This is a genomic window from Leifsonia poae, assembly GCF_020009625.1.
Lineage (GTDB): Bacteria > Actinomycetota > Actinomycetes > Actinomycetales > Microbacteriaceae > Leifsonia > Leifsonia poae_A.
Genome location: NZ_JAIHLP010000002.1, coordinates 3,655,090 through 3,673,818, shown reverse-complemented (window position 1 = coordinate 3,673,818; position 18,729 = coordinate 3,655,090). Strand labels below are relative to the sequence as shown.

At 69.7% G+C, this 18,729-nt stretch carries 20 protein-coding genes and 1 pseudogene; 17 read left to right on the top strand and 4 right to left on the bottom strand.

All coding sequences use genetic code 11. The features are described 5' to 3' along the window. The first annotated feature begins 2 nt into the window (after positions 1 to 2). From K5L49_RS18160 to K5L49_RS18115, 10 genes are all read left to right on the top strand, one after another. Entirely contained in the window at positions 3 to 1,679 is a 1,677-nt protein-coding gene (locus K5L49_RS18160) for an MDR family MFS transporter (RefSeq protein WP_223694945.1), read from the top strand. Between the two features lie 2 nt (positions 1,680 to 1,681). Next, complete coding sequence (locus K5L49_RS18155; RefSeq protein ID WP_223694944.1) at positions 1,682 to 2,158, top strand: MarR family winged helix-turn-helix transcriptional regulator; 477 nt, start codon at positions 1,682 to 1,684, stop codon at positions 2,156 to 2,158. Positions 2,159 to 2,160: 2 nt separating this feature from the next. Beyond that, positions 2,161 to 2,802, top strand: a complete 642-nt coding sequence (locus K5L49_RS18150; RefSeq protein WP_223694943.1) for a TetR/AcrR family transcriptional regulator — start codon at positions 2,161 to 2,163, stop codon at positions 2,800 to 2,802. A 125-nt stretch (positions 2,803 to 2,927) separates the two neighbouring features. Beyond that, complete coding sequence (locus K5L49_RS18145; RefSeq protein ID WP_223694942.1) at positions 2,928 to 3,599, top strand: hypothetical protein; 672 nt, start codon at positions 2,928 to 2,930, stop codon at positions 3,597 to 3,599. Next, complete coding sequence (locus tag K5L49_RS18140) at positions 3,586 to 3,942, top strand: hypothetical protein (protein ID WP_223694941.1); 357 nt, start codon at positions 3,586 to 3,588, stop codon at positions 3,940 to 3,942. The genes K5L49_RS18145 and K5L49_RS18140 overlap by 14 nt, the downstream gene beginning before the upstream one ends. Before the next feature lie 17 nt (positions 3,943 to 3,959). Next, complete coding sequence (locus K5L49_RS18135; RefSeq protein WP_223694940.1) at positions 3,960 to 4,829, top strand: hypothetical protein; 870 nt, start codon at positions 3,960 to 3,962, stop codon at positions 4,827 to 4,829. A 28-nt stretch (positions 4,830 to 4,857) separates the two neighbouring features. Further along, complete coding sequence (locus tag K5L49_RS18130) at positions 4,858 to 6,045, top strand: OmpA family protein (protein ID WP_223694939.1); 1,188 nt, start codon at positions 4,858 to 4,860, stop codon at positions 6,043 to 6,045. 80 nt (positions 6,046 to 6,125) lie between these two features. After that, positions 6,126 to 6,689, top strand: a complete 564-nt coding sequence (locus K5L49_RS18125; protein ID WP_223694938.1) for a MarR family winged helix-turn-helix transcriptional regulator — start codon at positions 6,126 to 6,128, stop codon at positions 6,687 to 6,689. Next, positions 6,686 to 7,465 (top strand): SDR family oxidoreductase, encoded by a 780-nt coding sequence (locus K5L49_RS18120; RefSeq protein ID WP_223694937.1) that lies wholly within the window; start codon positions 6,686 to 6,688, stop codon positions 7,463 to 7,465. The genes K5L49_RS18125 and K5L49_RS18120 overlap by 4 nt, the downstream gene beginning before the upstream one ends. A 100-nt stretch (positions 7,466 to 7,565) precedes the next feature. Continuing rightward, positions 7,566 to 8,492: a Ppx/GppA phosphatase family protein gene (locus tag K5L49_RS18115; protein WP_223694936.1), complete on the top strand. Its 927-nt coding sequence runs from the start codon at positions 7,566 to 7,568 to the stop codon at positions 8,490 to 8,492. Between the two features lie 35 nt (positions 8,493 to 8,527). On the opposite strand, the gene K5L49_RS18110 is transcribed toward K5L49_RS18115, so the two are convergent. Further along, positions 8,528 to 8,995, bottom strand: coding sequence for an ATP-dependent zinc protease family protein (locus tag K5L49_RS18110; RefSeq protein ID WP_223694935.1), 468 nt, complete (start codon positions 8,993 to 8,995; stop codon positions 8,528 to 8,530). 26 nt (positions 8,996 to 9,021) lie between these two features. Here K5L49_RS18110 and rimK point away from each other — a divergent pair, with 26 nt between their 5' ends. After that, positions 9,022 to 10,212: a 30S ribosomal protein S6--L-glutamate ligase gene (gene rimK / locus K5L49_RS18105; RefSeq protein ID WP_223694934.1), complete on the top strand. Its 1,191-nt coding sequence runs from the start codon at positions 9,022 to 9,024 to the stop codon at positions 10,210 to 10,212. A 3-nt stretch (positions 10,213 to 10,215) separates the two neighbouring features. Here rimK and K5L49_RS18100 read toward each other — a convergent pair whose 3' ends face one another. Beyond that, entirely contained in the window at positions 10,216 to 10,791 is a 576-nt protein-coding gene (locus K5L49_RS18100) for a TetR/AcrR family transcriptional regulator (RefSeq protein WP_223694933.1), read from the bottom strand. 101 nt (positions 10,792 to 10,892) lie between these two features. Here K5L49_RS18100 and K5L49_RS20580 point away from each other — a divergent pair. The 3 genes and pseudogenes from K5L49_RS20580 to K5L49_RS18090 all read left to right on the top strand — a co-directional run. After that, a pseudogene (locus tag K5L49_RS20580) lies at positions 10,893 to 11,051 on the top strand (hypothetical protein); the annotation flags it as partial. Between the two features lie 53 nt (positions 11,052 to 11,104). Beyond that, positions 11,105 to 11,833, top strand: a complete 729-nt coding sequence (locus K5L49_RS18095) for an aldo/keto reductase (RefSeq protein ID WP_308116562.1) — start codon at positions 11,105 to 11,107, stop codon at positions 11,831 to 11,833. A gap of 211 nt (positions 11,834 to 12,044) precedes the next feature. After that, entirely contained in the window at positions 12,045 to 13,907 is a 1,863-nt protein-coding gene (locus K5L49_RS18090; protein ID WP_223694932.1) for a DEAD/DEAH box helicase, read from the top strand. Positions 13,908 to 13,917: 10 nt separating this feature from the next. Here the strand turns inward: K5L49_RS18090 and K5L49_RS18085 are convergent, their stop codons facing one another. Continuing rightward, positions 13,918 to 14,562 carry a response regulator gene (locus K5L49_RS18085; RefSeq protein ID WP_223694931.1) on the bottom strand — a complete coding sequence of 215 codons (645 nt, stop codon included), beginning with the start codon at positions 14,560 to 14,562 and terminating at the stop codon, positions 13,918 to 13,920. After that, entirely contained in the window at positions 14,550 to 16,592 is a 2,043-nt protein-coding gene (locus K5L49_RS18080) for a sensor histidine kinase (RefSeq protein ID WP_223694930.1), read from the bottom strand. Before K5L49_RS18080 ends, K5L49_RS18085 begins: the two co-directional genes overlap by 13 nt. Between K5L49_RS18080 and K5L49_RS18075 the strand changes: the two genes are divergently transcribed. The 3 genes from K5L49_RS18075 (at position 16,591) to K5L49_RS18065 (ending at position 18,719) form a co-directional block, all read left to right on the top strand. After that, entirely contained in the window at positions 16,591 to 17,313 is a 723-nt protein-coding gene (locus K5L49_RS18075) for a hypothetical protein (protein WP_223694929.1), read from the top strand. The two genes, K5L49_RS18080 and K5L49_RS18075, sit on opposite strands and share 2 nt — an antisense overlap. A gap of 231 nt (positions 17,314 to 17,544) precedes the next feature. After that, the gene (locus K5L49_RS18070) at positions 17,545 to 17,931 is read left to right on the top strand and encodes a hypothetical protein (protein ID WP_223694928.1); all 387 of its coding nucleotides are present in this window, start codon (positions 17,545 to 17,547) and stop codon (positions 17,929 to 17,931) included. Continuing rightward, a complete protein-coding gene (locus K5L49_RS18065) occupies positions 17,913 to 18,719 on the top strand; it encodes an MFS transporter (RefSeq protein WP_223694927.1) in 807 nt (268 codons plus the stop codon). Before K5L49_RS18070 ends, K5L49_RS18065 begins: the two co-directional genes overlap by 19 nt. Positions 18,720 to 18,729 lie beyond the last annotated feature (10 nt).

The following is an 18,729-nucleotide window of genomic DNA, read 5'->3' as shown; positions in this document are numbered from 1 at the left end:
TTGTGACGACTGAAACCACCACGACGGCGCCGAGTGCACCGCCTACCACCAAACGCCAGGTCCTCGTGCCGCTCTCCGGGCTGCTGCTCGGAATGTTCGTCGCCCTGCTCGCGAGCACCGTCGTCTCGAGCTCACTGCCGAAGATCATCGCCGACCTCGGCGGAAGCCAGTCCGGCTACACCTGGGTGATCACCGCCACCCTGCTCGCCACCACCGTGAGCACGCCCATCTGGGGCAAGCTGGCCGACCTCACGAACCGCAAGCTGCTCATCCAGCTCTCCCTGATCATCTTCGTCGTCGGCTCCGGTCTCGCCGGACTCTCGCAGTCCACAGAGATGCTGATCTTCTTCCGCGTGCTCCAGGGCCTCGGCGCCGGCGGCCTGACCGCCCTCGTGCAGGTCGTGATGGCCGACATCATCCCGCCGCGCGACCGCGGCCGCTACATGGGCCTGCTCGGCGCGATCATGGCGGTCGCGACCGTCGGCGGCCCATTGCTCGGCGGCGTGATCACCGACTCCGTCGGCTGGCGCTGGAACTTCTACATCGCCGTGCCGTTCGCGATCGCCGCGATCATCGTGCTGCAGCGGACGCTCCACATCCCCACCCACAAGCGCAAGGTCACCATCGACTACCTCGGCGCCGTGCTGATCGCCGGCGGCGTCTCGCTGCTGCTCATCTGGGTCTCGCTGGCCGGAAACGACTTCGACTGGGGCTCGGCGACGAGCATCATCATGGTCGTCGGCGCTGTGCTGCTGCTCGCCCTCGCCGTGCTGGTGGAGCTCAAGGCGAAAGAGCCGATCATCCCGATGACCCTGTTCAAGAACCGCACGTTCTGGCTGGCGATCGTGGCCAGCATCTCGGTGGGCGTCGCGATGTTCGGCACCTCGGTCTTCCTCAGCCAGTACATGCAGCTCGCCCGCGGCAAGACCCCGACCGAGTCGGGACTGCTCACGATCCCGATGATCGCCGGCGTGCTGCTCTCATCGGTGGTGATCGGCCAGGTCATCAGCCGCACCGGCAAGTGGAAGCGCTACATGGTGATCGGCTCGATCCTGCTCACCATCGGACTCGCCCTCATGGGAACGATCCGATACGACACCAGCTTCGCGCTCGTCTTCGTCTACATGTTCGTGATGGGCGCCGGCGTCGGCATGGTGATGCAGAACCTCGTGCTCATCGTGCAGAACGCCGTCGACCCCCGCCAGATCGGCACAGCGAGCGCGTCCGTCGCGTTCTTCCGCAGCCTCGGCGGCACCATCGGCGTCTCGGTGATGGGAGCCGTCCTCGGCTCCCGCATCACAACGCTGGTGCTGGACGGTGTGGCCAAACTCGGCATCGACCCCTCGAAGTCGGGCATCTCGGGCGGCGCGATCCCCAACCTCAGCACACTGCCCGCCCCCATCCGCACGGTGATCGAATCCGCCTACGGCGAAGCGGTCGCAGATGTGTTCCTGATCGCCGTGCCGCTGGCGATCATCTCGATCATCGCCATCTCGTTCCTGCCCAATCTGAAGCTGGGCTCGAAGACCTCGGTCGAGCAGATCGCCGAGCAGGAGTCGGCGGCCGAGGCCCTCATCGTGGCAAGCGCCGCCGAGATCGCTGGCGACCCCGCCGGCGAAACCCTGCAGGAGGAGGAGCGGGCCCGCCACGACAGTGCGGGTGCCGCCGATCGGAGCTGAGCATGAGCGGGCTTACGCTGGTATCCGTGGAATCGGATGCACGTCGCGACGCAGTCGGATCGGTCGAAGACTCGATCAGCCGTCTGATGCGCTCCGTGCGCACGACGATGGCAGACAACGCGTCGGCCTTCGACCCCGAGCTGCAGCCGTCCGCGTACGCGATCATGAGCGTTGTCAACACGAAATGCCCGGTCGCGCCGGCCGTGATCATCGAGCTGACCGGCATGGACAAGAGCTCAGTGAGCCGGCAGCTGCGCATCCTCAAAGATTCCGGATACATCACCAGTGAGCCCGACCCCGACGATCGTCGGGCCGATCTGTACTCCCCCACCCCCGAAGCCGGAGCGCGGTTCGCGGCCATCCGCGCCGCGAACCGCGAACGCTTCGGCAACTCGTTCGACGGGTGGGAGGAGCACGAGGTCGTGGAGTTCGCGGCCCTGCTCGAACGCTTCATCCGGCCGGCGACCGGGGAGGGTTGAGAATGGCGACGGACACGCTCACCACCTCCCCGGCCGCCGCCGCCCCCGGATTGCGCGAGCGCAAGAAGCAGGAGACACGCGACGCAATCCACCAGGCCGCCCTGCGGCTCGTCGCCCAGAACGGAATCACTGCCACCTCGGTCGACGCGATCTGCTCCGAGGCGGTCGTCTCCAGTCGCACCTTCTTCAACTACTTCCCGTCGAAGGTCGCCGCGATCATCGGGCACTCCGTCGTGCAGATCACGGACGCTCAGCGCGAAGAGTTCCTCGCCGGAACGGGCGAGCAGAACCTGGTGCGCGACCTCTGCCGGCTCCTCAAAGGCATCACCGATTCACTCACGCGTCACGAGGCCGACCGGTGGGCGTTCCGCGAGCTGCTCGCGCGCCGCCCGGAGATCGTGCCCGAACTGCGCCTGCTCGTCACCGAGATCCGGCACCAGCTGGCCGAACTTGCCGCCCGGCGCACAACGCCCGAACGAGCGCGCCTCGGCGCCGCCCTCGTCGTCTCCGCCCTCACCTCCGCATTCGACGCACCACTCGACCCCCGGATCGACTCCGACACCGACGATTGGCTGTTCGCCGCCGTGACGGAGATGCACGACATCGCCGCCTGTTCCCTGCCCGCGACGCACCCGCGAGGCTGACCGCCCCGGTGTGATCGGGCGGCCCGGCTCTCGGGGTTTGTCCGACATTCCCCTAGTCGGCTCCCAGGCCGCGTGCGTACGCTCCCTACTCCGCCACACGTGTGTGTTTTTCGGAAGGGACCTTCATGACGACTCGGTCGCATCGTGCGCCCAGCGCCGCGCGCTCCCCGATCCGGGTCGGGATGCTGGCCCGCAAGCGCCTCGAGCGGCAGGCCCGCGAGGATGCGGCGGTCGGCGCGACCGGGGGCGCGTCCGGGTCACGGTTCGATGACGAAACGGTGGAGACCCCGACCGTGCAGGCGATCCAAGCCCACGCCAATGCCTACGCCCGCCGCGAGGAGCAGCGGTTCTTCGCGCACATTGCCGGTGAGCTGACCGAATACCGGGTGCTCGTGCGCGCCCTCGAAGCCGACGTCGACGCCTATGAAGACAAGACCGCCGGCCTCTCCCCCAGCGGGCTCTCCGCCGCCGACCGGGAAGCCATCGCCGGCGGCAGGGGCCCGGCATTCGAGGAGATCCGCCGGCTCGAGCGCCGGATCAGGCGCGGCCACCACCGCGCCGACGAGCTCTCGGCCCTCATCCACTCCCGGTTCACCGCCGCCAAGCTGCGTGCCAGCCGGTACTACGACAACTCGGACGAGAAGATCGCCATCTACTGGGGCGCCTTCCGTCGCTCCAGCACCACCGACCGCACCGGCGGGGGCGCGCCCGCACTGCGCCGCGCAGACTGGCTGACGGCCCAAGAGAACACCAAGCTTCTCGAACTCTGGCAGGGGAGAACCGATGCCCAAGCGTGACAGGCCACTGGCCGACTACACCGTACCCGCGACGCGGGGGCTCCGCCGGCGGCTGCTCCGGCAGTTGCGACGGATGCGCGACGCCGTCGACGTGGAGACCCTGGAGGTCTTCGAGCACGAACTGGCCGCCTCCGAGCGGGCGGGCGTGGCCGACATCGACCGCCAACGCACCCGCAATGTGGCCATCGCCGCCGCTCGCGTCGCGAAGGCGCAGACCCGGGAAGAACTCATCCGCCGCGCGCTCCTGCGCAGCGAGGACGACATCCGCCGCGCCGAGCTCGCCGCCGACCGCCTCGACGCCAAACTGCTGGGCGAAGACCCCCAGCTCCGCACCTACGCCTGATCGGGAGGGGAACTGACATGGCCAGAGACATCGTGCTGAAACCGCCGCGCATCCGTTCGCGGGTCGGGCATCTATCGCCGTTCGCGCATGTCCTCGTGTATCTGCTGCTGCTCGCGATGATCACCGTCGACTACGTGCTGCTGTCGCAGGCGCTCACGCTGCTGCTGCGCAATGACAGCCAGTACGGCTCGATCGGGCTCCAGATGTACGTGATCACCCTGGGGATCTCGTTGGCGGTCGTGTCGCTGCCTCACGTCGTCGCGGTGCTCATGCGACGCATCCAGGCCGGCGTCATGGCGCGGCGCTGGTCGATCGTGGCCGTCGCGCTCACCGTCATCTGGGGCGCGCTGCTCACGGCGATCACCCTCGCGCGGATCAAGGCCGGCATCGACGCCCAGAACGCCGGCGGCCTGACCGGGCTCACCGGCGCGACGGCCGCACCTGCGACGACCGGATTCTCCTGGTCGGCCCCCGATACGATCATGGCGTTCCTGATGCTCGGCGTGCTGGCGACCTCCGGGTTCGTCAGCTTCCTGGTCGCCTGGCTCACCACGCGTCCGCTGCTCAGTGCGACCGAGAAGGCGCACGCCCACGTCGAGAGGCTGCGAGTGCACCGCGACCAACTCCTCGGCGAAGCCGTCGCCGCCCGCGAAGGCACCCAGCAGGCGCTCCGCCTCGACCACGAGGATGCCGTCCGTTACACCGGCACCCGCATCACGTTCGCCTCCCGCATCGACCTCCTGCGCGCCCAGCTCGCCACGAAGCTCGCCCAGCGCGAGCACGACCCGGAGAGCACGAGCCAGATCATCCGGGAGCTGAAAGCCCGTCATGTCGCCGACCCCCGCGAGATCACCCCCGCGATCCCGCCAGGCCGGCTGACCGAATGACCGCCGCCCGACCCGAAAGGACCAGCCTGTGACCTCCCGCTTCGCTCGCGCCGGCCTGGCCGTCGCCACCGTGCTCACCCTCGCCGCCGGACTCACCGCCTGCGCCTCTGTCACCGCTGCCGGCGCAGCCTGCGACCAATCGCAGAAGCGCAATCTGGGCGTCGTCGCCGGCAGCACGGCGAACGCGCCGACCACCGCCCTCGCCGCCTCCGCGATCGCCCAGCTCAAGTCCGTCGGCGAGAGCAACGGAAGCGTGACGGTCGTCGTCCCATCGGGCAAACCGCAGGTGATGGGCACGACGGTGATCGGGTCGACCGCCCAGGATGCGGTGGTCTGCCAGAGCGACCAGCGGAACAAGCTCACTCAGATCACCTCATACATCAATGCTCTCAAGGCGTCCTCCCCCGAAGTCGACTTCCTCGACGCCATCGACCAGGCAGCCCGCACCCTCGGCTCCCACTCGATGGGCGTTCTCGTGCAGGGCAGTGGCCTCCAGACCACCGATCCGCTCAACTTCTCCACCAGCGGCCTGCTCTACGCCGAACCCGCGCAGGTCGTCAGCGACCTCCAGACCCGCAAGCTGCTGCCCGCCGATCTCTCAGGAGTCACCGTCTACTGGTCGGGCCTCGGCGACGTCGCCGGCGCCCAGACGCCGCTGACCATTCCCGCCCGCAGCAACCTCGCCGCGATCTGGACGGCCGTCATCAAGGCCGCCGGCGGCACACTCTCCCTGCTTCCCGAACCGGCCTCCGGTTCGGCCACCGCCGGGCTACCCGCCGTCACCACCGTTCCCGTCGAGTCCGTGCAGACCAAGACCGATTGGTCCCACCCGATCGTCATCCGGAACAGCGACCTCCTGTTCACGAAAGACACCGCCACCTTCGCCGACCCGACCGCGGCGCAGGCCGTTCTCGCCCAGCTCGTCCCCTCGATCGAGCAGAACGCTCAGCTCGTGACCATCACGGGCACCGCGTCCAAAGACCAGGCCACCGACAACACCGCCGACACCGCGCTTTCCCTGCGGCGTGCAGACGCCGTGAAGGCAGCGCTCGTGCAGCTCAGCGTGCCCGCATCCCTGCTGACGACGGCAGGCGTCGGCTTCTCCTGGTGCGGCTGGAAAAGCGAGACGGATGCGTCCGGCTCGTACTCGGACGCCCTCGCGGAGCAGAATCGCTCGGTCATCCTGACCTCGCCCGGTGTCTCGCTCTGCGAATAGCGCCCATACCTTCCCGAACACACATCTCTCTTCCAGCCTGGCGTCATATGCTGTCTTCACGACAGTAATTGGGAGGTGTCATGACCGAGGACGATGAGCAGACACCCGGGCTGGACTACCGGTCCGAGCCGCTCGCCGCTCTCCTCGACGTCTTCGCACTCTGGAGTTCCGGCGACTTCATGAACTCCCTGGCGCGCCGCGTGGGATACGACCTCGACCCGACCAGCATCGTCGCGATCACCGTGCTCGCCCGAGACGGTGCGATACGCCCGAGCGACCTGGCGGAGCGTCTGCACGTCGGCGCTTCCGCCGTCTCCAAGATCGCCGCACGCCTCGGCGCCGAAACCCTCGTGGAGAAGACGGCCGACCCGGATGACGCCCGCGCGACGCTCCTGCGACTCACGGAGCACGGACGAGACGTGGTGGCCTCCCTGATCGACACCGGCGACGCCATGATGGCAGACCTGCTGAGCGACTGGTCGGCCGACGAACGCGCCCGGTTCACCAGCCTGCTCGAACGCTTCCGCGACGATGCATCCGCCTTCGCCCAGAGCCTCCAGCCGCCCGCTCGAAGCGCGAGCGACTCGACTCATCCCGATCCCGAACCCGATCCCGATCCCGAACTGAAAGAGGACAAGAAATGACCAGAACAGCCGTCGTCACCGGCGCAGCGAGCGGAATCGGCAAAGCGACCGCCGAACTGCTGCGCACGCGCGGACTCACCGTGATCGGCGTCGACCTGCGCGACGCCGACATCACCGTCGACCTGACCACTGCCGAGGGTCGCCGGCGGCTCGTCGAGGAGGCCGGTCGCCTCTCCGGCGGCACCGTCGACGAGGTCTACGCGATCGCCGGGCTCAGCGCCCCCATCCCCGCCACCGCCGGCGTCAACTACTACGGTGCCCTGGCCACACTCGAAGGCCTGCGCCCGCTGCTGCTGAACTCCCCCGCGCCGCGGGCCGTGGCCGTGGCCTCGATGGCCTCGCTGCAACCGCACGACGACGAGCTCCTCGAGCTGTTCGAGACCGGCACCGAGGAGGCCGTGCTCACCCGCGCTGCCGCCCTCGCCGAGACCCCCGAGTCGGGCTTCCTCATCTACTCGACGAGCAAACGCGCCCTGGCACGCTGGATCCGCCGCACCGCGCCGACCGCCGACTGGGCCGGCTCCGGCATCCCCCTGAACGCGATCGCCCCGGGCGTGGTCCTCACCCCGATGACCGCCGACCTCGTGCGCACCGAAGAAGGCCGCGAGCAGCTCACCCGACAGGTGCCGATGCCCCTCAACGGCCCCTTCGGCCCCGAGGTCGCCGCCGATCTGCTCACCTGGCTGGGCAGCGAAGAGAACAGCCGCCTATGCGGACAGGTGATCTTCATCGACGGCGGCTACGACGCCCTCACGCGCGGCGACTCGACCTGGTGAGACCACACGCGGGCCGTCGCCGGCAACGGTGACGGCCCGTCCCGTCTGCCCCTGAGGTGCGCAGCGCGTCGCTGGGGCCGACGCGCACTACTGTTTTCCTATGCGCCTCGGAGTTCTCGACGTCGGTTCGAACACCATCCACCTCCTCGTCGTCGATGCGCACCCCGGCGCCCGCCCCATTCCGACCGCGACCCACAAGTCCGTGCTGCGTCTCATGCGCTACATCGCCCCGGACGGCTCGATCACCGGCGAGGGCACGACCGCGATCCTCACCGCGATCACCTCGGCGATGACCGTGGCGAAAGCCGAAGGCATCGACGAGCTCCTGCCCTTCGCCACCTCCGCGATCCGCGAGGCGACCAACGGAGCGCTCGTGCTCGACCGCATCCGCGACGAGACCGGCGTCGAGTTGCAGGTGCTCTCGGGCGAGGATGAGGCCCGCCTCACCTTCCTGGCCGTGCGCCGCTGGTCGGGCTGGTCGTCGGGGAGCATCCTGCTGCTCGACATCGGTGGCGGCTCGCTGGAGATCGCCGCCGGGGCGGACGAGTATCCGGAGGTAGCAGTGTCGGTGCCGCTCGGCGCCGGCCGCAGCACGATCGGCTTCCTGCACGAAGACCCGCCGACCTCCGACCAAGTGGATGCGCTGCGTAGCCACGCCCGCACCCTGCTCGAGGAGGCGGTCCGCCCCTTCACGAACCGCACCGGCAACGAGCATGTGATCGGAACGTCCAAGACCATCCGCTCGCTCGCCCGCCTCGCCGGGTCGACGATTCCCGGACCGGGCGGCACCGAGCGCAGCCTGCTCAAGCGGTCCGAACTCAGCGACTGGGTTCCGCGACTCGCCCAGATTCCGGCGGAGGCGCGCACCGCGCTCCCCGGGATCACCCCCGACCGCACATTCCAGATCGTGGCCCGTGGCGTCGTGCTGCGGGAGGCCATGCGCGCGTTCGGGGTCGACCAGCTGGAGGTGTGCCCGTGGGCGCTGCGCGAAGGCATCATCCTGCGATACCTTGACCACCTCGACTGAAGGCGGAGCGACGCCCCTCGACCACAACGCTCGCGCTAGACCCGACCGCGGTTCCTCCGCCGCACCTCACGCGGCGCCCGGCCGCTGAGGAACGACGACCCCGGGTCGACGACGAACCCCTGACGCAGCGCCTCACGACCGATGAGCATGCGGAACCCCATCTGGTCACGGTTGCTCAGAGTGACCTCGGCCGTCACCGTCTTCCCCGACAGCCGCACCTCCATGAGCACGACGATGCGCTGCTCGCTGTGGCCCGACGAACTGCGAACGAGACGGCGGTCGTGCACCGCACACTCGACCACCACATCCTCGTCGGCCTGCTGCCACGGCCGCACGCGAAAGCTCACGCGATCGTCGGGCAGCTCCTCGATGTCGTAGGCGTGGAGCGCAGAACTGCGGGCTCCGGTGTCGAGTTTGGCTTTGATCCAGGGGATGCCGACGCCGGGCAGGCTCACCCATTCGCGCCAGCCCACGATGGTGCTTGAATGGTGGTCGTCGTTCACACCACCATCTTTGCAGGGGCCCACCCATGAAACTCGCCATTCTGTCGCGCGCCCCACAGGCGTACTCCACGCAACGGCTGCGGGCGGCGGCGCAGCAACGTGGGCATCGGGTGAAGGTTCTCGACACACTGCGCTTCGCGATCGACCTCTCCGGCGAGGAACCCGACCTGCAGTACCGGGGAAAGCTGCTCTCCGACTACGACGCCGTGCTCCCCCGCATCGGCAACTCGATCACCTACTTCGGCACGGCCGTCGTGCGCCAGTTCGAGCAGATGGACGTGTACACCCCGAACACTGCGAACGGGATCACGAATTCGCGGGACAAGCTGCGAGCCACCCAGATCCTCTCGCGGCACAACATCGGGATGCCCGCGACGGCGTTCGTTCACAGCCGCGCGGATGTGCGGATGGCGATCGAAAAGGTGGGCGGCGCGCCCGTCGTGATCAAGCTGCTGGAGGGGACGCAGGGCATCGGGGTGATCCTGGCCCCGGAGGCGAAGATCGCCGAGGCGATCATCGAGACCCTGCACTCCACCAAGCAGAACGTGCTCATCCAGAGCTTCATCCGGGAGAGCAAGGGGCGCGACATCCGTGCCCTCGTCGTGGGCGATCGCGTCGTCGCGGCGATGCGGCGGGTGGCCAGCGGAGACGAGTTCCGGTCGAATGTGCACCGCGGTGGCAGTGTCGAGCCGGTGGAGCTGACCCCCGCCTTCGAGCAGGCGGCCGTGCGGTCGGCGCAGATCATGGGGCTGCGAGTCGCCGGCGTCGACATGCTCGAGAGCAACGACGGTCCGCTGGTCATGGAGGTCAACTCCTCCCCCGGTCTCGAGGGAATCGAGACCGCGACCGGTTTGGATGTGGCCGGGGCGATCATCGACTTCATCGACAACCAGGTGGCGTTCCCCGAGATCGACGTGCGGCAGCGGCTCAGTGTTTCGACCGGGTACGGCGTCGCCGAGCTCGTCGTGCACGGCAATGCCGACCTCGTGGGCAAGAAGATGCGGGACTCCGGCCTCGGCGACCGCGACATCACCGTTCTGACTCTGCACCGCGGAGCCACGGTCATCCCGAACCCGCGCGGCGCGGTGGAGCTGGAGGCCGGCGACCGGCTGCTCTGTTTCGGCCGGCTCGAAGAGATGCGGTCGATGATCCCGGAGCGGCGGCGGCGGCGCGCGAAGGTGCGCAAGCTCCCCAAGGAGCCGATCCCCGAAAGCTGACGCTCAGCGGGCGTCCGACGCGGCGGGCACAGTGCGCAGTCCGTCCATCAGCAGGTCGAGCATCCGGGTCGCCTGGGCGGGGTCGGCGGCGACGAGGAAGATACCGACCAGCGACGCGACTACGTCCAGGCCGTCGACGTCTGCGCGCAGCACCCCGCTCTCGGCTCCCGCCGCGAGCAGCGGCCGCACGGCGCCCGCGAGCTGATCGCGCGAAGTGGTGTGGGTGATGGCGCCGGGCGCCGTCATCGAGCGCAGCGCATCCGCCAGCTCCCGCTTAGCGACGGCATAGTCGGCGAACCTGTCCATCCAGGCCCGCAGCGCGACATCGGGGGCGTGCAGGGCGAGCAGTTCGGCCGCCTGTCCGCTCAGATGGTCGAGTTCGGTGCGGTAGATCGCCTCCACCAGGGCGTCGCGGGTGGGGAAGTTGCGGTAGAGCGTGCCGATCCCGACACCGGCATCGCGCGCGATCGACTCCAGGGAGGGCTTGGAGTCGGTGGCGAAAGCCCGACGAGCGACCTCGAGGAGGCGCTGGCGGTTGCGCTGCGCATCCACTCGGAGGCCGTTTGTGAGATCGGTCAACCGGAGGGTCCTCCGTTTTCTGTGCTAGCGTATCAGTGACCGGAGGTTCCTCCGCTTAGGTTCCAGGATACCTGTACAGGCATCGGAACGGAGAACGAACGATGACGGACGACAACGAACCGACACGCGTAGCACCGGGCGGAAACGCGATGCTCGCCGGGCATCCCGTGGCCAGGATCGGCTACGGGGCGATGCAGCTGGAACGAGCCGCCGGCTCCCCCGCCGGACGCGAGGCCGGGACCACCCTTCTGCGCTCGGCACTCGAGCAGGGCGTGAACCACATCGACACGGCGGCCTTCTACGGCGACGCCACGTGCAATCGCCTGATCAGGGGGCCCTCGCGCCGTACCCCGACCGGCTCCTGCTCGTCACCAAGGTCGGCGCCACCTATGACCGATCCCTCGGCCGGCTCGCCTTGGCGCAACGGCCCGAACAGCTGCGCGCGGAGGTCGAAGCGAACCTCACCTCCCTCGGGGTCGACAGCCTCGCCGTCGTCAACCTGCGGCGCGGCGACACGGGCGTCGGGCTCATCGCCTCCGGCGACCAATCCGTCGACCTGGACAGCCAGCTCGCCGAGCTCCTCGCCCTCCGCGATGCCGGCAAGATCGGGCACATCGGGCTGAGCAATGTGGATGCCGACCAGCTACGGGCCGCGCTGCCGGCGCAGATCGTGTGCGTTCAGAACGCCTACAGTGTGCTCGACCGGTCGGCGGAGCCGGTGCTCGACCTCTGCCGCGAGACCGGCATCGCCTGGGTGCCCTTCTTCCCGCTCGGTTCAGCGTTCGCCGGACTGCCCAAGGTGGCCGAGCACCCGGAGGTCGTCGCCACCGCGGCAGCAGTGGGCGCGACACCGGCGCAGGTCGGGTTGGCCTGGCTGCTGGCGCACGACGAGCACACGCTGCTGATCCCGGGCACGGCGGATGCGGAGCATCTGCGCGAGAACCTTGCCGTCGGCCGGGTGCACCTCGACCCGGAGACGATCCGCCGCCTCGACGCGATCGGCTCCACCGAGCCCCCGCGCGGCAGCATCCTCACCCCCTGACCCACTCTTCCCCGCCTCTCCGAAACGGTCGAGTACGCAGATTCTCCGCATACTCGACCGTTCTCGGCCGATTTCGAGTGGAGCCGTTGGGGAGTTCGAGCGGGCTCGACGAGCCCGGCAGACGAGTTCGGCAGGCGCGGCAGACGAGTTCGACGAGTCCCGAGCGCCGCAGGAATCCCCGGCCGGCCGCCAGGGGGCTACCGTTAACACCATGACGTCCCCCGAAACACCGCCGAGCGAGGCAGACACTGCCGGCGAAGCGAAGACCTTCTCCGACCTCGGGCTCGACGCCGCCGTGCTCAAAGCCCTCAAAGATGTGGGCTACGAGACCCCGTCGGCCATCCAAGCCGCCACGATCCCGCTCCTGCTCGAGGGGCGCGACGTCGTCGGCCTGGCGCAGACCGGAACCGGCAAGACCGCCGCATTCGCCCTGCCGATCCTCTCCCGCCTCGACGTGAGCCAGAAGAAGCCCCAAGCGCTGGTCCTCGCCCCGACCCGCGAGCTGGCCCTGCAGGTCTGCGAGGCGTTCGAGAAGTACGCCGCCCACGTGCGCGGGGTGCACGTTCTGCCCGTGTACGGCGGCCAGGGCTACGGCATCCAGCTCTCGGCCCTGCGCCGGGGCGTCCATGTGGTGGTCGGCACCCCCGGCCGCATCATGGACCACCTCGACAAAGGCACCCTCGACCTCTCCGAACTGAAGTACCTCGTGCTCGACGAAGCCGATGAGATGCTCAAGATGGGCTTCGCGGAGGATGTCGAGACCATCCTCGCCGACACCCCGGACGACAAGCAGGTCGCGCTGTTCTCAGCGACGATGCCCGCGCAGATCCGACGGATCTCGAAGAAGTACCTGCACGACCCCGAAGAGATCACCGTCAAGAACAAGACGACGACCTCGGCCAACACCACGCAACGCTACCTGATGGTCTCGTACCCGCAGAAGGTGGATGCGCTCACCCGCATCCTCGAGGTCGAGAACTTCGAGGGCATGATCATCTTCGTGCGCACGAAGAACGAGACCGAGACGCTCGCCGAGAAGCTGCGAGCCCGCGGATACTCCGCCGCCGCGATCAACGGCGACGTCGCCCAGGCCCAGCGCGAGCGGACCGTCGACCAGCTCAAGTCGGGCAAGCTCGACATCCTGGTGGCGACGGATGTGGCTGCTCGCGGCCTCGACGTCGAGCGCATCAGCCACGTGGTCAACTTCGACATCCCGATCGACACGGAGTCGTATGTGCACCGCATCGGCCGCACGGGCCGGGCGGGGCGGAGCGGCGCCGCGATCAGTTTCGTGACCCCGCGTGAGCGGCGCCTGCTCACCGCCATCGAGAAGGCCACCCGCCAGCCCCTCACGCAGATGCAGTTGCCGACGGTGGACGACGTCAATGTCACCCGTCTGACCCGCTTCGACGACGCGATCACCGAGGCGCTCGCCCAGGAGGACCGCATCTCCCGCTTCCGCGACATCATCGGCCACTACGTGGAGCACCACGATGTGCCCGAGGCCGATGTGGCGGCCGCTCTCGCCGTCGTGGCGCAGGGCGACGAGCCGCTGCTGCTGTCACCGCAGGATGCGCTGACGCAGCGGGTCGAGCGCGACGCGCGCACCGCCGACGACCGCGGCGGACGTTTCGACCGTGACGACCGTTCCGGCCGCGGCGACCGAGGCGAGCGCAGTGACCGTGCCGACCGGCCCGAGCGCCGCATCCGGCCCGCCGGCCAGCCGATGTCGTCGTACCGGCTCGAGGTCGGCAAACGTCAGAAAGTGGAGCCCCGTCAGATCGTCGGCGCCCTCGCGAACGAGGGCGGCCTGAGCCGGGAGGATTTCGGCCACATCCGCATCTTCCCGGACTTCTCGCTCGTCGAATTGCCTGCCGATCTTCCGATGGATGTGCTCGACCGCCTCTCTGGCACCCGCATCAGCGGCAAGCTCATCGGTCTGCGCCCCGACCAGCGGGGCAGCGCGCCTCGGCGCGACGACCGCGGAGAACGCGATGACCGAGGAACCCGCAGCGATCGCGGCGACTGGAATGCCCGCGACGACCGGTCCGCTCGCAAACCGCGCCGCAAATAGCGGCACCCGGTCACCAACCCGACGTCACCTCGAGGTACGTCAGGATCGCGCGCACCCGGCGATGCCCGTCGGCAGACTCGTGCACCCCCAACCGGGAGAAGATGCTGCTGATGTGGGTCTCGACCGTGCGCTCGGAGAGGAACAGCCGCTGACCGATGGCGGCATTCGACCAGCCCTCGGCCATGAGAGCGAGAACCTCGTGCTCGCGCGGGGTGAGCACGTCGAGCACCGTCGTCGCGCGTGCGGCGACCAGCAGACGGCCGACCACCTCCGGGTCGAGGGCGGTGCCGCCCGCGGCCACACGGTCGAGGGCGGCGAGGAACTCGTCGACGTCGAGAACGCGGTCTTTCAGCAGATAGCCGATGGCCCCGGCCGTGACGAGTTCGACGGTGCGGCGCGTCTCGATGTGCTGCGAGAGCAGCAGGATCGGTGTGGGCGGATCCCATTCCCGGATCTCCAGCGCCGCGGCGACGCCCTCGTCGTCGGAGGGCATCCGGATGTCGAGCACGACGATGTCCGGACGGTGCGCGCGAACCTGCGCCACCGCCGACGCCGCCGTCGCTGCCCGCCCGACGATCTCGTGGCCGGCGCTGGCCAGCAGGGCGGCGAGGCCTTCCCGGAACAGGGCCGAGTCCTCCCCGATCACGATCCGCACGGCAGCACCGCCTCGACGACCGTGCCGGAACCCGGCGTCGAGACCACCCGGAGGCGGCCTCCGAGCGCCGCGACCCGGTCTTCCAGTCCGGAGAGCCCAGACACGCCACCGGTGGGGCGGATGGCCGCACCGCCGACACCGTCGTCGGCCACCGCCACCCGCAGGAGCTCGCCCCAACGGCCGACCTGCACGCGGATGCGGGAGGCCTCTGCATGCCGCAACGCGTTGACGACCGCCTCGCTGACGACGAAGTAGGCGGTCGTGCCGACCGCATCCGGCACCTCGCCTCCGTGCACGTCGAGTTCGATCATCGCGGGGGCGAGCCTGGCCAGCCCCGCGAGGGCCGAGGCGAGACCGTCGTCCAGCGTGCTCGGGCGCACTCCGTGTGCGATCTGCCGCAGCTCGGCGAGGGCGGTTCCGAGTTCGGCGACGGCGCCGTCGAGCGACTCGACGAGCTCCGTTCCGCCGCGCGTGCTGCGCTGGAGCACTCGCAGCCGCATCCCCAGGGCGACCAGACGCTGTTGCGCTCCGTCGTGCAGATCGCGTTCGAGCCGCCGCCTCTCCTCATAGCCCGCCCGCACGATGCGCTCCCGGGAGGCGGCCACCTCGGCCATGGCGTGCTTCAGATCGGCACGCAGGCGAACGGCGTCGAGGAACGGGGCGGCAGCGTCGGCCACCGCCCTCGAAGGGCGACTCACCGCAGCCGACCCCGGCACGATCGCACCGATCACCTGGCCGCGAAGACGCACCTCCCCGGTCAGCGGGGTGGCCGCCACGACCGCGCCGGTCAGGTCGAGCAGCGCACCGTCGACCGGCCGGGGGAACGCGATGACCAGGTCGCGGTCGTGCAGGGATGCCCGCAGGACCGCCTGCACCGCTTCGGGCTCCGCCTCACCCCGGTCGACGCGAGGACGCAGCCGACGCAAGGCCTCGATGGCGCGCACGCGCTGCGGATACAGCCAACGGCCGAACGCCCGCTGGGCGACCCCGTACAGCGGAACGGCCAGCAGCGTCAGCACGATCGTCGCGACGATGGCCAGGGTGGGCGACCAGGCGAGGAGCGTCAGCCCGGTGACGGCGCAGGCGACCGAGAGCAGCGCGAGCACCAGCACGCTCAGGGCCGTCGCCGACAGCGCCGCTACCGCGGCCCGATCGATGTCGAACCAGCCGGGCCGCACGATGGCCACGGTCACGCCGGCCGGGATCAGGAGGTACATCGCGAGCAGACCGAACACCACCAGATCGACCGACCCGATCAGCAGATAGCTGGTCCAGCACAGCACCAGCGTCATCGGGAGCGAGACGCCCGCCGCGAACACCCAGCGCAGTTGCAGACGCTGCCGCTCGTCGGCACCGCGATACCGCGCCACGAGGGAGACGACGGAGGCGGCGAGCAGCGCGAAGAAGACCGGCAGCAGTGCAACGGCCGCCACCGAGACGACGGCGCTCGCCACCGGGGAACGGTCGCCGATCGCCCAGAGCGCGACGGTGAGCGCCATGAAGACGACCACGACGCCCGCCAGAACCAGCCCGACCGTCCGCCAGCGCCGCGTGAGGAACCGGCCGTCGGGAACCAGCAGCAAGAGGAACGCGAACGGCAGGTACAACAGCATCCAGTCGCCCGCGAACGGGCCGGAGGAGACGTCTCCCGGGGCGATCGTGGCTGTGAGCGCGACCCCGCCGGCGGCCAGGACCGCGCTGGCCGGATGCCCCGGAGCGCGGCGGGCCACGATCGTCGCGAGCACCAGCGAGAACGCGGCGAGCGCCGCCCCGACGACGATCTCGGCGAGACGCCCGGGCTCGGCCGACACGCACAGAAGAGAACCGACCGGCACGATCAGCCAGCCCGCCCCGACACTCACCGTCGTCCAGCGCACGAGGTCAGGATAGGGGTTCGAGCACGGCGACGGTATCCGTACCAGCACGCAGGCGGCCCCCGTACTGCCCACGATGCCCGCCGATCCGGCCGCCGCGAGAGTCGGACCGTCGCCCGCAGTCCGCGGCGCATCCGGCACGAAGGAGTAAGCCATGACCGAGACAGCCCTCACCCCCACCGCGACGGCGTCCGCCGCCAGATCCGACCCCACGGTCGGATTCCGACGTCGAGCGGGGGCGATCGCACTCCCGCTCGGCATCGGCGGCCAGCTCGTCGCCAACGCCGTGTATGCCACCGTCACGATGAGCGGCCTCGGCGACACCGGGAGCGGCGCCGAGACCCTCGAGTTCTACCGCCGGTACGCCACTGAGATGCAAGTCGCGTCCGTCGCGGCGATGCTCGGCGCGCTCCTCCTGGTGCCCGGTCTTCTCGCCGCGGTGCGAGTGCTCCGCACCACGAAACCACGGCTCTCGCTCTGGGCCGGCGGGCTGATGCTCGCCGGCTATCTCTGCTATTTCGGCGTCGTCGCCTCCAACTCCCTCACGGTCGCGCTGGCGCAGGCGCACCTCGCGGCCGGTCCGGCGCTCGATGCGGCGCAGACGATGTGGTCGTCGATACCGCTGTTCCTGGTCTTCGTCGTCGGCAACATCGGAGGAACCGCGCTGCTCGGCATCGCAGTGCTGCTGAGCCGCAGCGCCGTCCCCCGGATCGCCGGCGTGCTCATCCTCGCCTGGCCCCTCGCTCACGTCACCGGCCTGATCGTGGGATCGGAGTGGATCGAGGTCGCCGGAGGCTCACTCGAAGTGATCGGCCTCTGCTTCCTCACCGCAGCCGCGCTGCGCACACCGAACGACGAGTGGGTCCGGCGCGGCTGATCGCCGTCGCGCCGGCCCGGGCGCGGAGCGGTTCCGTGTCGCGCACGGTCCCGCCTGCGCCCGGGTACACTGTCCCGGTGCACATCGTGATGTTCATCTGACGGTCCTGCGTCTCTCCCGCGCAGGTTCTCCCCCGTCGAGGGTGCGTTTCTTCGTGCCCTCCGGCCCCCGATAACCGTCAGACTTTCGCGGCCGCGCCCCGGTGCCGGCCGCACATCACCGGAGTTCCCCATGTTCGCTGTCCTTCTTCTCCCCGGCGCCCTCCGCGCCTTCCTCCCCGCTCTTCTCGGCCGTTCCGCCCTCGCGATGGGCGGCCTCGCCCTGCTCCTCGCCGTGCAGGAGAGCACCGGCTCGTTCGCCCAAGCCGGGTTCGCGTCCGCCGCGTTCGGTCTGGCGAATGTGGTCGCCGCCCCCTGGCGCGCGCGCATCGTCGACCGGTTCGGCCAACGGACCGCGCTGACTGCCCTGGCGGTCGGGCAAGCGGCCGGTTTCGCCGCGCTCGCCCTCCTCGTCGATGTCGACGGCGCGCCGGATGCGTGGTTCCCCGCCCTCGGCGCGGTCGTCGGGTTGACGGCGCCGCCGCTCGGGCCGCGATGCGGATGGTCTGGTCTTCCCTGACTACGGCCGGTCGGCAGCGCTCGCGCGCGTTCAGCCTCGACGCGGTCTGCGAGGAACTGCTCTTCGTGGCCGGACCGGTCATCGTCACCGCGATCATCGTCACGACCTCACCCAGCGTCGGCCTCTGGGTGACCGCAGGCGCCGTCCTCGTCGGCACCGTCGGGATGACCTCCAGCCGGTCCTCGCGCGCGCTGCGGGGTTCCGGCGAGGCTGCGGGGCGCGGCGATCGGCCTCTGCGTCAGCCCGGATTCGCGCGCGTGCTCATCGTGCTGCTCGGCGTCGGCGGTGTTCTCGGCGTCGCAGAGATCGCCGCGCCGGCGGTCGCCGAGCAGCACGGCGCGATCGGCGCATCCGGCTGGCTCCTGGCCGCATTCGCCGCCGGCAGCGCCATCGGCGGACTGATCTACGGTCACGTGCACCTGAGATCCCGCCTCGGGGCACGCCTGTTCGTCCTCTGTGCCGGGATGGGGCTCGCCGCGCTGCTCGTTTCGCAGCTGAGCCCGCTCTGGCTGTTCGCGGCGGGTCTCGCGCTCGTCGGGCTGTTCCTGGCTCCCTCGCTCATCACGGGCTACCTGATCGCCGACACCGTCGTGCCGGAGGCGAGCCGCACCGAGGCCTCCACCTGGATCAACACCTCCGTCAACCTCGGCGCCTCGCTGGCCTCTGCGGCAGCGGGCATCGTCATCGACGGCGCCGGCCCGTGGTTCGCCCTGCTTCTCGTCGGTATCGTCGCGCTCGCCCTCGCCGCCGCCGTGCCGGCCGCCCGGCTCCGGGCGGCCGAGGCATAGACCCCGGTGA